Annotated in this window: 20 protein-coding genes and 1 pseudogene; 10 read left to right on the forward strand and 11 right to left on the reverse strand. The window is 57.4% G+C overall.

What is annotated here, in order from left to right; all coding sequences use genetic code 11:
* Positions 1-243: ATP-binding protein (locus A3A9_RS40295; protein WP_033839040.1), on the forward strand; the 243-nt coding region annotated here is incomplete at its 5' end.
* 39 nt (positions 244-282) lie between these two features.
* Here A3A9_RS40295 and A3A9_RS0133960 read toward each other — a convergent pair.
* Positions 283-882 carry a hypothetical protein gene (locus A3A9_RS0133960; protein ID WP_027062542.1) on the reverse strand — a complete coding sequence of 200 codons (600 nt, stop codon included), beginning with the start codon at positions 880-882 and terminating at the stop codon, positions 283-285.
* A 221-nt stretch (positions 883-1,103) separates the two neighbouring features.
* Between A3A9_RS0133960 and A3A9_RS46425 the strand changes: the two genes are divergently transcribed.
* Complete coding sequence (locus A3A9_RS46425; RefSeq protein WP_343286147.1) at positions 1,104-1,277, forward strand: type IV toxin-antitoxin system AbiEi family antitoxin domain-containing protein; 174 nt, start codon at positions 1,104-1,106, stop codon at positions 1,275-1,277.
* Positions 1,278-1,796: 519 nt separating this feature from the next.
* Positions 1,797-2,361, forward strand: a pseudogene (locus A3A9_RS41480) (isochorismatase family cysteine hydrolase).
* A 27-nt stretch (positions 2,362-2,388) separates the two neighbouring features.
* Here A3A9_RS41480 and A3A9_RS0133970 read toward each other — a convergent pair.
* From A3A9_RS0133970 to A3A9_RS0133985, 4 genes are all read right to left on the reverse strand, one after another.
* Positions 2,389-2,832: a PPC domain-containing DNA-binding protein gene (locus A3A9_RS0133970; RefSeq protein WP_027062544.1), complete on the reverse strand. Its 444-nt coding sequence runs from the start codon at positions 2,830-2,832 to the stop codon at positions 2,389-2,391.
* A 23-nt stretch (positions 2,833-2,855) separates the two neighbouring features.
* Complete coding sequence (locus A3A9_RS0133975) at positions 2,856-3,173, reverse strand: hypothetical protein (RefSeq protein WP_027062545.1); 318 nt, start codon at positions 3,171-3,173, stop codon at positions 2,856-2,858.
* A 71-nt stretch (positions 3,174-3,244) separates the two neighbouring features.
* Positions 3,245-3,715, reverse strand: a complete 471-nt coding sequence (locus A3A9_RS0133980) for a hypothetical protein (protein ID WP_033839041.1) — start codon at positions 3,713-3,715, stop codon at positions 3,245-3,247.
* A 47-nt stretch (positions 3,716-3,762) separates the two neighbouring features.
* Positions 3,763-4,071 (reverse strand): hypothetical protein, encoded by a 309-nt coding sequence (locus tag A3A9_RS0133985; RefSeq protein ID WP_027062547.1) that lies wholly within the window; start codon positions 4,069-4,071, stop codon positions 3,763-3,765.
* A gap of 122 nt (positions 4,072-4,193) precedes the next feature.
* Between A3A9_RS0133985 and A3A9_RS45485 the strand changes: the two genes are divergently transcribed.
* Positions 4,194-4,286 carry a hypothetical protein gene (locus A3A9_RS45485; protein ID WP_082222358.1) on the forward strand — a complete coding sequence of 31 codons (93 nt, stop codon included), beginning with the start codon at positions 4,194-4,196 and terminating at the stop codon, positions 4,284-4,286.
* A gap of 36 nt (positions 4,287-4,322) precedes the next feature.
* On the opposite strand, the gene A3A9_RS0133995 is transcribed toward A3A9_RS45485, so the two are convergent.
* From A3A9_RS0133995 to A3A9_RS0134005, 3 genes are all read right to left on the reverse strand, one after another.
* Positions 4,323-4,520, reverse strand: coding sequence for a hypothetical protein (locus tag A3A9_RS0133995; protein ID WP_027062548.1), 198 nt, complete (start codon positions 4,518-4,520; stop codon positions 4,323-4,325).
* 582 nt (positions 4,521-5,102) lie between these two features.
* Positions 5,103-5,768, reverse strand: a complete 666-nt coding sequence (locus A3A9_RS40305) for a hypothetical protein (protein WP_152536257.1) — start codon at positions 5,766-5,768, stop codon at positions 5,103-5,105.
* Between the two features lie 96 nt (positions 5,769-5,864).
* Entirely contained in the window at positions 5,865-6,071 is a 207-nt protein-coding gene (locus A3A9_RS0134005) for a hypothetical protein (protein WP_027062549.1), read from the reverse strand.
* Positions 6,072-6,496: 425 nt separating this feature from the next.
* On the opposite strand from A3A9_RS0134005, the gene A3A9_RS46625 reads away from it, so the two are divergent.
* Positions 6,497-6,778 (forward strand): DUF4112 domain-containing protein, encoded by a 282-nt coding sequence (locus tag A3A9_RS46625; RefSeq protein WP_430515909.1) that lies wholly within the window; start codon positions 6,497-6,499, stop codon positions 6,776-6,778.
* A 167-nt stretch (positions 6,779-6,945) separates the two neighbouring features.
* Here A3A9_RS46625 and A3A9_RS45490 read toward each other — a convergent pair whose 3' ends face one another.
* On the reverse strand, positions 6,946-7,215 hold the full coding sequence (locus A3A9_RS45490) for a hypothetical protein (RefSeq protein WP_152536258.1): 270 nt from the start codon (positions 7,213-7,215) through the stop codon (positions 6,946-6,948).
* A 173-nt stretch (positions 7,216-7,388) separates the two neighbouring features.
* Positions 7,389-7,565 carry a hypothetical protein gene (locus tag A3A9_RS46025; protein WP_161634572.1) on the reverse strand — a complete coding sequence of 59 codons (177 nt, stop codon included), beginning with the start codon at positions 7,563-7,565 and terminating at the stop codon, positions 7,389-7,391.
* Between the two features lie 218 nt (positions 7,566-7,783).
* Between A3A9_RS46025 and A3A9_RS44965 the strand changes: the two genes are divergently transcribed.
* Positions 7,784-8,233, forward strand: a complete 450-nt coding sequence (locus A3A9_RS44965; RefSeq protein ID WP_027062551.1) for a hypothetical protein — start codon at positions 7,784-7,786, stop codon at positions 8,231-8,233.
* 385 nt (positions 8,234-8,618) lie between these two features.
* Here the strand turns inward: A3A9_RS44965 and A3A9_RS40315 are convergent, their stop codons facing one another.
* Positions 8,619-8,852: a hypothetical protein gene (locus A3A9_RS40315; protein ID WP_033839042.1), complete on the reverse strand. Its 234-nt coding sequence runs from the start codon at positions 8,850-8,852 to the stop codon at positions 8,619-8,621.
* Between the two features lie 189 nt (positions 8,853-9,041).
* Here A3A9_RS40315 and A3A9_RS0134035 point away from each other — a divergent pair, with 189 nt between their 5' ends.
* The 4 genes from A3A9_RS0134035 (at position 9,042) to A3A9_RS0134050 (ending at position 11,488) form a co-directional block, all read left to right on the forward strand.
* Positions 9,042-9,272, forward strand: a complete 231-nt coding sequence (locus tag A3A9_RS0134035) for a hypothetical protein (protein ID WP_027062552.1) — start codon at positions 9,042-9,044, stop codon at positions 9,270-9,272.
* A gap of 507 nt (positions 9,273-9,779) precedes the next feature.
* Entirely contained in the window at positions 9,780-10,079 is a 300-nt protein-coding gene (locus tag A3A9_RS0134040) for a DUF1236 domain-containing protein (RefSeq protein WP_027062553.1), read from the forward strand.
* Positions 10,080-10,385: 306 nt separating this feature from the next.
* Positions 10,386-10,586 (forward strand): hypothetical protein, encoded by a 201-nt coding sequence (locus A3A9_RS45575; RefSeq protein ID WP_210163699.1) that lies wholly within the window; start codon positions 10,386-10,388, stop codon positions 10,584-10,586.
* 293 nt (positions 10,587-10,879) lie between these two features.
* On the forward strand, positions 10,880-11,488 hold the full coding sequence (locus A3A9_RS0134050) for a BA14K family protein (RefSeq protein ID WP_033839043.1): 609 nt from the start codon (positions 10,880-10,882) through the stop codon (positions 11,486-11,488).
* Positions 11,489-11,973 lie beyond the last annotated feature (485 nt).

Raw genomic sequence — 11,973 nt, forward strand, 5'->3', positions numbered from 1 at the left:
AGCAAACTCTACGAACGCACCAGCGTCATCATCACCACAAACCTCAGCTTCAGCGAGTGGGCGAGTGTCTTCGGCGATGCCAAGATGACGACCGCGCTTCTCGACAGGCTGACGCATCATTGCCACATCCTTGAAACCGGAAATGACAGCTTCCGCTTCAAGAACAGCTCTGCCCACGAACCCAAAAAAGCGAAGGAGAAAACCAGAACCTTGACCCTCAACCCCGAACCGAAACATACATGAAAGGCGGGTCAAATCTCGGTGGAAATGCCGGGTCAGTTCTCAGCGAAAATCAACACCCAGCGCTTCCTTGACGAGCTTGAAGACCCTCTCAAGCTCCATCTGCTTCGTTTCGTCTTCTCCGACGCGCTCCTTTAGATAGAGCCGTTTGGCGTCCTCAAGGGTCGGATCTGGTCGCCGCCGGCGCTCACCGAGAACCAACGCGTGGATTAGGGCTCGGTCTTCTGTCTCAATGCCGACAGGGTGGCCGTGTTCGTCCACCGGGTACTTGTCGGCGATCTGTTCGGCAATCAGTTCCCTTGCCAGCGCCTCGGGGTCGTCGCCGTCTTCCTGGCCGCTCCACTCGGGGTCAAGGCTGAGAGCCCTAAGCCGGGCGCGACTCAGCCTGAATTGCTCAAACTCAGTCGGGGAGGGAGTGCCATTGGTACTGGTAGGGCTATGGGGGCGTGACCATAGACGCAACTGCTGCTCCGCCTGAGCATGCACCTTTGGGTACGCGTTCAGGGCTTCTTGTTCCGTACTCCCAAGGGGTATCAGGATTTCAAGCTTGCCCGCAGCGGCCCGCAATTCATTGGGAATTTTGCGCCTGTAGCGCCATCCGGCTTTGCCGCGTTTCTGTATATGCTTCACGTCAATCTTCATGCTCAGGGTACCCCGCAGTGTATCGCGCGGTGTATCTCTGGGGAAGCGGAAACCCTTGCAGGGCTTGGGTTTAAAGGCTTTTCTGGATTAAGTGGCTCCCCGGGATCGGTGAAGCCGCGAATTACGAATTCTCCATAGCCCTCCGCCGAAGCGCGCCGCATGCACCCAAGAGACGAAAGCGCGACCGAGATCGCGCCGAAGCACTACTCGCTGGCGGCCCCTTGCCTTCGCTCCGGGATCGAGCTGCGGCCCTGGCTCGCAATAGAGGGGAGGTGCGGACCCGTGACTTCACAGACATCGGCATCCCACGTTGCTATCTCTCCCGGATGTGTGAAGACGGGCTGCTCGTGAAGGTGGGCTATGGGCGATACCGCCCCACAGCGTTGAACACCTGACCTCCAGGCCACGCTGAAATCGCGTCGGTCTCGCGAACTCATTGTCCTTTTAAGAGGGCGTTGATCGGACGTGCCACCCGAGGCAGACTCATCCTGAAGCAGTTGCGGCCGCTATCTGCCGTTTTTCGAAGGCCGCTAACCTTCTCAATCTGAGCGACAAGCGCAATGCCGGCTGCGAGGCTCGGAATTCAGGCATGAAGATCCAGCGAAGTGGGGGTTCGTGTTGTCTTGCTGGTGAAGGCGGCGCGGTGTTTGCTCGTCACGCTGGAAGCCAACGGACCGCTTTTCGGACGCGTAATCGATTGTTGCACGGCACCGAACGTCAGCCCACGCACGAACTGGCGCTGCGTCAGCCAGCCGATCAGGGGAATGGGACATTGCCAGTCTGCGGCCGGCGCAGCAAAGGCAGACCAATCTCGACAACACCATTGTCCGTCGTCACCATCTGTCTCGGTTATCCCCTGGGCTCCGACCGGCGGACGAAAGAAAGCCGTATGAGGTCCCCTTGGCGATCGATGCATGCATATCTGCGTGGATATGCAGAGGCTGTTTGCCGAGCCGTCTCAATGGGCAACACCCTGGATCACCCGCGTTCTCCCACAAATCGAGACACTGATCGAAAGACGGGCGCCGCAGACGGTCTTTACGCGATTCCTGCCCGCCCGAAAGGCCGGGCAGGGCGTCGGCACTTGGAAGCGCTACTACGAGCGCTGGGCTTCGATGACGACGGAGACGATCGGTCCCGAAATGACGGAACTGTTGCCGTCCTTGGCCGGTTACTGCCCGCCAGCGGCAATCATCGACAAACACATCTACTCGCCCTGGTTCGAAGGGCGCCTTAAAACCCTTCTGATGGCGCGCGACATCGATACGTTAGTCATCACTGGTGGCGAAACAGATGTATGCGTTCTGGCCACGGTGCTCGGGGCCATCGATTTCGGCTTATCGCGTGGTTCTGGTCACGGACGCGCTGTGCAGCTGTTCCGACGCAACCCACGACGCACTGCTGACCGTCTATCATCAGCGGTTTGCGCAGCAGGTCGAGACAGTCGGGATGGAGACAGTTCTCTCGAACTGGACCTAAACCCGCCCTGCCGACCGTCCTTGAAGCTCAAGCGTCCAGATCGATCAGCGCAACACCGAGTTCCGGACGCTTGCTGCGGCGTAGATGGCCCGGGGCTTCCACCAGGGTGACTTCGAGCGTTGGCCGAACGATGCCTTCAAGGAGGTGCCCACCTCTTGTGGTTCCGTCGCTCAATCCGAGCACCGCATGGACATGCAGGTTGGGCTTGCCATCGTCGGCCAGCGCGATATCGCCGATCGCGCTCAGCACTTCGCATTGTTCGTCGATCGGGATCTTGCGGTAGGTCTTCGCTTTCAGGTCAAACCAGCCGACGGTCGCTCCCTCGAACGCACCGATGGCGGTCAAGGACGCGCTGCCGATCTGCTGGTCGACCGCGAAGGCGGTAAGCCCGCCGAACGCTTCTTCGCCGGGGTCCAGCACCACGACGAATGTCCTTTGTCCGCTGACCTCGTTGACGAGTTGTGATTTCATTTCTGTGCTCCGGGCATCGCCAGTCAATGCGCTTGGTGTTCGGCGTTCCGTTTGCGGGTGGCTGCGGCCTTTTTAGCCGATTCCGATCGGCTTGCAGATGAGCCTGATGCCGACGCCTTGCCGCCGATTCTACCGCCCTTATGTGCCGCCGGATTGCCTGTGTGCTCGCCGCGTCCGGAGCCGCCTTCCTTCTTGCCGCCGCCATCGTCCTTGTTGACGGTCGCCCATGCGCGACGCTCCGCTTCCTTGTCGGAAACCCCACGCTTCTCGTAGCCTTCTGCGATGTGGTCGGCCTTGCGTTCCTGTTTGTCGGTGTATTTCGATTTGTCACCGCGTGGCATGATTGTTTCTCCCTTTGTTGGATAGGGTCTGAACGAAAAGCCGGCGAGGGAGTTCCAGCGCGGGCGTTATTTCAGCTAGCGCTTGTCATGCTTTGGAGACCGCTCAGCAAGGCGAGGGGGACAAACAGTGCTGTCACGATTGCGCAGTAGCGAAAGACGTCGACATAGGCGAGCAGCGAAGCCTGGCGTGCGATCAACTGCCCAATCCAGCCGATGGCCTGTTGCTTGGCCTGGAGCATAGTCGATCCCTGCGCAACAAAATGCTCGGTCACCTGATGCAGCACTTTTTCGTAGGCGGGAGACGATTGTGCCGCGTGGCTGACAAGGTTTGCCTGGTGGAGCTGCGCATTTTGAGCGATCACCGTGTTGGACAGCGACACGCCAATACTGCCGCCGATGTTGCGGGCAACATTGATCAGCGCCGACGCCTGGTTGGTCTGCTGAGGAGCCGCCGGTCCCCTCCAGGCGGTCAATAGGGCCGCAAGGTCCGTCGCCCGCTGGCTCCCGGCCAGCGGGCGCCTTTGCATCAAGAGACCGCCCATTTGACCCGCCGAAACATCCGTAGGACGCGACGCGCTTGACAGGACCTCTAACGTTTTGCCACCGTGTCACGCAGCGGCTCTTTGCGGGTCGGCCGCCGATATCTTCTCACCAACTTGACCGTGCTAGTGTCGACCGTGAGGCGCCCCAGCACCTGTACTGTGACCCTGTTTAGATCCTCGTCGACGTGCACAACTTCCCCTTCGAACCTTATCCTGTCGCCAGGCTTCGCTCCGGGATCGATGGTCGAATAGTAGTGCAGAGCCGTCGGAATATGCAGGGACACGCGATCCTCGATGCGCTCGCCAACCGTGGCGATAATCGCCACCTTGTCACCGATATTGATTTCCCGTGCCATGCATAGAATTCTGGAGCAGCGCATCTGTTCGTCAATGGGTTGCTAATATATTGGCGGCGATCTGACTAACGCCCGGCCTCGCTGGCTGCCGCCCTGTCGTCTTCAGCTTCAAAGGGATCGCGATGAAAAAGACCTATAAGAAGCCGACACTGATCAAGCGCGAAAAGCTTTCGAATGTCACAGCGCTCAAGCAGATTTCGGGCCCTGTCAGCTAGCCTGTCGAGACAAGTCACTGTTTATCCGGTCCGGTCTCACGGGGTCGCAATATAACCGAAAACCAGCCCCTTCTCTTCGTCCGTGACGCGCACCCAGTCGCCCTCAAGCTGCTTCGTCAGCTTCACTTTTTGGCTAACGACTTTTCCCGCCGCTTCGAAAGGCGTCGGTGCTTTGATCGCATGCGACTTGCGAACCGTGTCATCTTCCATTTCGTCGACGCGATAGTTCTTCATTTGAGGGTCTCACGAGTAGCGAACAGGCCAATTGCGGCAGCGAAGCTGTATGCAGCCTTACGGCATCAATTTGATCGCCAAGTCTCGATAATAGTTCGGCTGATCTCTGCAATGATCCTGTCCACCCGCCCGGCAACTAACGACCATGATCCGGGCTATCATGCTCTCGTCGGGCTCGCCATCCGACATGTCCTAAGGTGCCAGGCGACAAGCAAACGGAGCGGCACAGCCCCGGCTGAGAGAGGCAAGTGAGTGCCGGTTCCATAGGGCACGTGCTGGCGCGCCGATAGGGATGGCCCATGGCCTATATCTCCATGGCCGCTACAGTTGCGAGCGTTTCATACGTCGATGGTAGCACGAAGTGTGGAACGTTCCTACGCCCCGCTTGTGAACCAATGCTGGATGAGCGAGGGGCGCGGGCCACGGGAACTTCCCTGTTCATCGCTGGTTAGATGCTGGCGGCGCATCCTTCCCGAGTCGCCGCTGCTGGGTTGGCACCCGTCGGTGCGGGGGTGACGGCCGGTGCTGGTGCATTCCTTAGGCCGAATGGCGGAAACGAAACCCAGTCCTGACTTGCCTTGGCTAACGCGGCGCCGTGGCCTTCTTCGCGGCAGGGTTGGCCTTCGCCGCCGCACGTTCCTTCGGCTGATGCGTGTGGGTCATGACCGTCTTAAGTTGGCCCTTGATCTTGGCGTGCAATTTGGCCTTGTCGACGCCTGCGGGGTAAATGCCCTTCTCGATACTAGTGGCCATGCGCTCCAGCAGATCGGTATCGTGTTCGTCGCGGTAGGGTTTTAGGTCGAGGTCTGCCGGCACTTTGGTAAGCCGTTCATCGTCCATCGTCTTCACGTACTTCTGCATGAAGCGGTCATAGTCACGCCAGGAGATGCCGGCCGCTCGCACTGCGGCTTCTTCCGCCCGAGTGGCGATTTGGTGGGCGTGCAGATAATGCAGGTCCAATTGGTCGATCAACGACTTCTCGACTTCCTCGTGCAACAATAGGAAACGGTCGGTGTTGATCTTGCGGCCTTTGTATTCCCATTCGCTGGGCATATGCCGGTCGATATAGATCGTCTTCCCATCTTTCGAATAGCCGGCGAGGTAGGGGATATCGTGCTTGCGGTCCAGCGTCTTGACCTTGCGCGCCACGGCATCGAGAGCCCGGTCCATCATCAGGCTAGACACGTACCAGTTGGGCAAGCGTAGCTTCTTGTGCGGTGCGGTCGGATGGCAATAATCGAACGCCATGGATGTTCCCCCTGCGAAGCGGTCGAATAATATTTGCACGTCATTCCATGTCGGGCAATTCGCATGCGTTGGATGGGCAGCCGGCAAGCGACGCAGCTATTCGGCGGATCCATTGTCGGTGAAGGGCGACGCGCTCGGCACGCACTGTATCGACCAGCCGGTGGGTGTCGGCTGCTTCTGATATTCGGCGATGGCGGCGGTGCACTGTTCGCGCTTGTCGAAAGTGGTGGGAAGCACAACCATGCCACCACCTGGACCTGCAATTATCATGTACCAAACCAACGCTACAGCCGTCGAAGCCATCAGAATTTCCTTTAATTGCGTTGGAGAACGTAGTTGAAGTCGAGGCAATCCTATCAACTTCGGGCCGGCGGCAAAAGCACGTCCGTCTCTCGAAGCGCTTACAAATCTGTAAGTCGCACATATGAGGAAATGTCTCATAGGCTTAAAACCGGAGCAACGAAACATTGCCCTTCGCCGCTCCGAGGGTGGCACACGCCCACAGCCCGCTGCCGTCCCCCAAAGTCTTTGGCAGCGGGCTGGCTCTGAGACAAGCCACTGCGCCTTCATTCGCTTGCGCGCCTGCCGACCGCTTCCCATATCGTATGACGTAGAGAGGTCGGCCCCATGGCACATGCAGCATCGTGGACTATAGGCGACGCGGAGGATCTGCGCGCACGAGTCGAAAGGCTTGACCGTTTTTCTCGTCTGCTGGATGTGGCATTCGCATTCCTGGGACCAAAGTCCGATTTGGTGTAGATGCCGTTTTGGGCCTTATCCCCGTCGTTGGCGATTCGGCGGGCGTTGCCCTTTCGAGCATAATCGTGGTGGAGGCTTTTCGAATTGGCGTACCCGTCGGCGTCCTCATCCGCATGATTGCAAACGTGCTCATTGAAGGTGTGATTGGTTCGATACCAATTGCCGGAGATGCGTTCGATGTCTTTTGGCGCGCTAATCGACGAAATATGGCCTTGCTAGTCAGGCATCTAGAGCGCGAGCGTCGAATTTAAACGGGAACTGGAGCGGTCAGGCGGCGCAAGTTCGCCGTTTCCAATGAAAGCTCAATTAATTGGATTCTGGTTAATCCAGCTGTGCGAGGATGCAGCCACGAGCCCGCAGCAGTGAGGCAGCGGGCCATCGGATCGGGTTGACCTTTCACCAGCCGTTGCGGTGCCAGTCAGGCCACCTCCTGTGGAATTTCGGTATCCAACGACCAGCAGCACGTTTCGCCGTCCGGTTGCGGCTCGCGCTCGTCGTCAAGCTCCCTATCATCATTGGCTCCGGACCAGCCCGTGAGGTACGCCTCTTCGTCGCCAGTCGATTCGAGATCAGGTTCGCCGTCCATGGCGTCGAGAAGAGCCACCATCATTTCAATTGTCCGCTCGATGCGCTGGCGCCGAGCCGTCGACAGTGGAAGAAAGTCAGATGGGTTTGCGAGAGCGTTCACGATGCCGCCCCCGCCCTGTTCAGCTCTTCACGGAGCGGCCGGAGCGTGTCTTGCGCATAGATGAGGACGTGTCAAAGGGAGCTTCGGGCCTAAACCCTGAGGTGACATTCAAATGAGCCCCATAGGCTATGCCCGCGTCAGCACCATCGACCAGGACCTCGAAACGCAAGTCGTCAATTGAAGACCGAAGGCTGCGGCATCATCCGCTCAGAGAAGGTCTCTGGGGCCAGCCGCGGCGATCGGGCTGAACTTGCCACCATCATCGACTTTTTGCGACCGGAGATGAACTGGTCGTCACGCGGCACGAGTGCGAGCAAAGAGAAGCCTTCGTCACCGTCCTGGACCCGCATGTATCGACCTGCGGTATATGGGCATATCGTCATGACGGTCCTAGAATGGTCGCTCAGATCGAACGCCGCCTTATAAAGTCGCCGGCAGCGTGAATGCATCAAAAAAGTCACGGCTTCGCCGGCGTATCGCGGAGGCAAGCGTCGCGGTGCAGCATTGCAAGTTTGCGCGATGAAGGCCTGAGAGGTACCGAGATCGCGCAGCGATTCGCCTGCTCCGAATGCAGGTCTATCGAATCCTCGCGGCCTATACCGCATGGATGCGGGCGCCCATCGCTTCTCAAAGGTGGTGGTCCGGCACGACCACCACCTTCACCGTTTTTGTTTGGCTTATTCGCCGAGCTGCTTGGTCATCTTGCAGAAATCAGCGTGCGGCTTGGACATTACGGCAGACGTTAGCCGCACACTCTCGTGCGCTCGACTACCCGGTGATGATGGCGCCAGTGCGTAGTTACAAATATGCGGCAACCATGGTGGTGGCGGTGATGCCGTCTATACTGTCCGTCGTTGTACTGGCTATCAGTGTTCTCACCATCGTTGTAGCTGTCTTGATAGTGATTCCGATGGTGGTGACGGTACTCGCCGCCATTGTCCGAGGAGTACTGGTCAGCGTAACCTCCGCCGTTGTCAGGCTGAATAATAACGCTTTGAGCATAGGCAGGCGCGAATGACATAAGTGTTGCCGCAGTCGCGATCGCAGCTCCCAATAAAAATTTCATCAATTTCCTCCGTTCTGGATTTACTTGCACCGCACAACGACGCGATGAATTGTATGTTCCAGCCATCTTGTTTACAAATTCGTAAGCCACGCTGGCGTCGCTGCGACGCTCCTTAGAATCTTACCGAACGCGAGGTGGAAGCCACAATCAGATACGAGCAATGGTTTCGGCTGGCTCCCGAAGCTGATAGTGGCGATGAAGTCTGGGAAGTGCGCAGGATAGTTCGTAATCGGAAGCTCAGGCCAATGAAACGCTTGCGAGCAGTTCGAGATCGAGGTTCGACCGACTCTGAAGCCGGCCACCACGAGCTACTGGTGCGATAATCGCATGGACGGGGTCATATACCGTAGATGAGCGCAATGCAGACAGCGGGAAGAAAGAGTATGCAAACTGCCATCGCAACAACCACCACAATGGCAGTACGCTCAGTCCGCCTGACAAGCGCTGCAACCTTCTCCTCGTCATCTGCCAACGAAATGATGTCGAGAACCGAGAGGGATCCAGGAACATGATCATGGTTGTCATTTGCAGCGTGGACGTCAGCGATATCTAATCTCTGGGTATAGGTCACTGGTTTAACTCTCCCGAACAATTTCGCCGATGAGGTTTGCCTCGACAGCGCGGTGCTAACGTCAATGCCGGAAACGGGTTGCTCACTAAGACCTCAGTCTGCGTCTCACCAGACCTTAGCCCTAGTACGGAACCCTAGGCGGCGGTGATCGTTGCTCTCTCGTAAGCAATTGAAAATAGGAGAGAAATCATGGCTGATGGCCCAACTGTTGTTAATTCGGGAGGAAATGGCGGCACCGCAGTCGCCGTTGTTCTTGGACTGATCGCGATCGTTGTCTTGCTTGTTTTTACCGGCGTCATCAACCTCCACGGAGGAGGCGGAAAGGAGATCAACGTCAAGGTTGAAGCGCCAAAAGTGGAGGCTCCGGCCGCGCCAGCTAAGCCAGCGGCACCGGCACCTGCCCCGGCCAACGGCGGCTAATGCCCCTGCGGTTACCGAGGCGATCTATGAGTTTAATCTAATTTCAGCCCACCGTTCCCTCGTCGGAACGGTGGGTTCTTCGCATTTCGCGAGAAGCGGGCCTGCACGAGAATCCGTTCTAAAAAGTTGAGGACTCGCCAGCCACCGCGAAGGGCTCGCGAGTCCTATCAGCACAGGATGGGACTTTAGCTGCGCCGATGCACGATAGGTCAGCCTAAAATCAATCCAGCCGCAAGAAAGGTGAGCGCTGCTACAAAGAGTGGCGCAAGCAACCATCGCGCTTGGCTGACACTTCTATCCATCTGATTTCTCCGACTTTCGGCAACAACCAACACAGAGGTGAGGCGTTCCGCGCAAGTCGAGTGGTAAGACCTTTGCGTCCTTTAATGGGACCTTAGTCCGATCGAGTCCAGACTGAAGACCGGCCCAGGAACGTTCCGTCTTGCAGCAAGTTCCAATGGCTGGCGAGCACAAATCGTGTCGCTAGATCACAAGAGGAAATAGATCATGAAAATATACCTCTCCAGCGCCGCAGCGGCGCTAGTCTTGCTCGCCGGCGTCGGCGCTGTCGCGGCCGATGAAATTCTTGTCTCGCCAGAACAGGACACCGTCGTACAAGAGTACGTGAAGAAGCAACCGTTGGCGTCGGTGAAGCTCCCCGGCGTGGAACTCAATGTCGGCACAGCTCTGCCTGATACCGTCGAGCTTCGCGAGGTCCCCAATGTCAAATACCGCTACGTTGTGATCGACAACCGGACGGTGCTTGTGGATCCGGGTACGCACAAAATCATCAAGGTCTACAACTGACCACGCTTTCAACGGAAAGCCCGTCACCCTTAAGAGGTGACGGGCTTTATGAAATGGACGATCATCACGATGTCGAAGTCTGAACCTCCACAATCACATGTCTTGGGAACCCGCGTTGCCCTCAAGAGGCGGCTCCAGGAGCCCACATACCGGCGGGACACAAAAGCCTTTCAGAGTTTCTGCCGTCGTGGAGAATGGCTCGATGCAATAAAGACGGCTGCGATCAACGCAACGGGCCAGCGTTTGCCAGCCGATTTTGAGGTCGGACTTGTCCAGCCGCGTCCAAGTCGGTGAAGGATGCTTTCCATGGTTGGTAGAAGTGAGAGCAGGCGGAAGAAAGTGGATCGGCTGGCGTCCTCAATACCAAAGCATGAGTTCGAGTTTTTGATGAAACTCGGCAAAATGACGCGACAGGAAACGTTGGACCTGATCGAAAAGCACGACGGCGACCGAACCGAAATTTACGCCGATCTGGCACGTAATAACGCTCGCCAAAGTTCAAGCTAGTCGATTCTCGGTTGCCCTATGGAAAATAGGAATTAAAATCGACCAGGTGGTATATTGATGGCGGCTGCCAATATATAAATCACCATTCTAACCTATTAGTCGTAATTATGAACAGTATCAACTAACTTCCTTTAACAAGTCGTCACGGGAAATATTATTTTGGACGTCTACTGGGAGAGATAGAGCATTATTCTCTCGAATGACTTGTTGATGAGCGTCGTACAGACGGCGCGCATCGCTATTCGCAAGAGAGGTAATCATGTTTTACCTTAGCTGGGGCTCAAGGAGTGTGTATGATGAGAGCGATTTTGGCACTGGTCGGCGGCTTCGTTCTGACCCTTGCTGTCTTTGCCAGCGGGCTGGCTTTCGCTGCCTGGTTGATTGTCGCCAAGCCCGTGCATCAGGCAAGTCCCGCCGACAGTGTCTCGCAGCTATGGACCAAGGACGCAAAGCCTGTGCGTAAGGCCGCGCAAGGCCTGGAGCGGGTTGCCGCCGTCCAGCCGGCGGTACTCGGCGTCGCGGCCAGGGTGCAAGCGCCCGACCCGACCAATACAGGCGCGGTGGCACCGGACGAGGGCGAGCAGCAGGCCAGGCTGCCACCTGCCCATGTCAACTGGTGCACGGAGCGCTACCGCTCCTACAATCCCAATGACAACAGCTACATGTCCTATAGAGGACAGCAGCGGCCCTGCGTGTCGCCCTATCTCGACACCACAGGCGCCAATCAGGCTGCGCATCCTGTCGAAGTCAGCTATGTCGAAGGCGGCGCCGGCCCTCTGGTTGCAACAGCGGATCTTTCGGACGACCACGTCCAATCCTGCTTCAGACGCTACCGCTCCTACCGTCCCGAAGACAACAGCTATCAGCCCTATTCAGGCGGGTCGAGACGCCAGTGCGAGTAGGCGATGCTGCTTGCCACCCAAGCAGCAGAACAACTATTGTCAGCGCGAGCACCACTAGCCGCGGTCGTTAGCTGCCTCCGCCAGACTGGGTAACCCGAACACTGAGTAATGAACCTGTGTCTAGGCTCACTTCATTGGGAATTTCTTGCGTATGAGCCAGTATCAGACCTAAGTCCTGGCGGGAGCGGGAAAGGTCTGAAGGCAGGAACCTATGCGTCACGAGCACATTGAAAGGCGGCGATCGTTAGAGGTTTCAAACGGGCGTGGTGCAGCAGTGGTTGGGCGATCTCGATTGTTAACAGCGACATGCGCGCGTCTTTTTCGATTTCAACCGCGAGCTGCCTTGAACTTTACAGAGCCCTCCGCTGATTGAAGACTCAAATGGATCCCAATACAAAGAGGCTTGCCGCTCAGAAAATATTTGGTTGCTAGACCTGCTGCCACCAGCCTCGCTATTGCAGTGGTTGTTGGAATGTCGATTCGCC

Source organism: Mesorhizobium loti CJ3sym (assembly GCF_000472785.1).
In the GTDB taxonomy this organism is placed as follows: domain Bacteria; phylum Pseudomonadota; class Alphaproteobacteria; order Rhizobiales; family Rhizobiaceae; genus Mesorhizobium; species Mesorhizobium loti_E.

What these genes read in the sequence shown, in the direction of transcription:
- A3A9_RS0134050 (WP_033839043.1), top strand. Translation starts at nt 10,880, where the DNA reads ATGATGAGAGCGATTTTGGCACTGGTCGGCGGCTTCGTTCTGACCCTT.
- A3A9_RS0133970 (WP_027062544.1), bottom strand. Translation starts at nt 2,832, where the DNA reads ATGAAATCACAACTCGTCAACGAGGTCAGCGGACAAAGGACATTCGTC.
- A3A9_RS0134035 (WP_027062552.1), top strand. Translation starts at nt 9,042, where the DNA reads ATGGCTGATGGCCCAACTGTTGTTAATTCGGGAGGAAATGGCGGCACC.
- A3A9_RS44965 (WP_027062551.1), top strand. Translation starts at nt 7,784, where the DNA reads ATGCAGGTCTATCGAATCCTCGCGGCCTATACCGCATGGATGCGGGCG.
- A3A9_RS0133980 (WP_033839041.1), bottom strand. Translation starts at nt 3,715, where the DNA reads ATGGGCGGTCTCTTGATGCAAAGGCGCCCGCTGGCCGGGAGCCAGCGG.
- A3A9_RS0133985 (WP_027062547.1), bottom strand. Translation starts at nt 4,071, where the DNA reads ATGGCACGGGAAATCAATATCGGTGACAAGGTGGCGATTATCGCCACG.
- A3A9_RS0133960 (WP_027062542.1), bottom strand. Translation starts at nt 882, where the DNA reads ATGAAGATTGACGTGAAGCATATACAGAAACGCGGCAAAGCCGGATGG.
- A3A9_RS0134040 (WP_027062553.1), top strand. Translation starts at nt 9,780, where the DNA reads ATGAAAATATACCTCTCCAGCGCCGCAGCGGCGCTAGTCTTGCTCGCC.
- A3A9_RS46025 (WP_161634572.1), bottom strand. Translation starts at nt 7,565, where the DNA reads ATGCGGGTCCAGGACGGTGACGAAGGCTTCTCTTTGCTCGCACTCGTG.
- A3A9_RS0134005 (WP_027062549.1), bottom strand. Translation starts at nt 6,071, where the DNA reads ATGGCTTCGACGGCTGTAGCGTTGGTTTGGTACATGATAATTGCAGGT.
- A3A9_RS40305 (WP_152536257.1), bottom strand. Translation starts at nt 5,768, where the DNA reads ATGGCGTTCGATTATTGCCATCCGACCGCACCGCACAAGAAGCTACGC.
- A3A9_RS45485 (WP_082222358.1), top strand. Translation starts at nt 4,194, where the DNA reads ATGAAAAAGACCTATAAGAAGCCGACACTGATCAAGCGCGAAAAGCTT.
- A3A9_RS45575 (WP_210163699.1), top strand. Translation starts at nt 10,386, where the DNA reads ATGGTTGGTAGAAGTGAGAGCAGGCGGAAGAAAGTGGATCGGCTGGCG.
- A3A9_RS0133995 (WP_027062548.1), bottom strand. Translation starts at nt 4,520, where the DNA reads ATGAAGAACTATCGCGTCGACGAAATGGAAGATGACACGGTTCGCAAG.
- A3A9_RS0133975 (WP_027062545.1), bottom strand. Translation starts at nt 3,173, where the DNA reads ATGCCACGCGGTGACAAATCGAAATACACCGACAAACAGGAACGCAAG.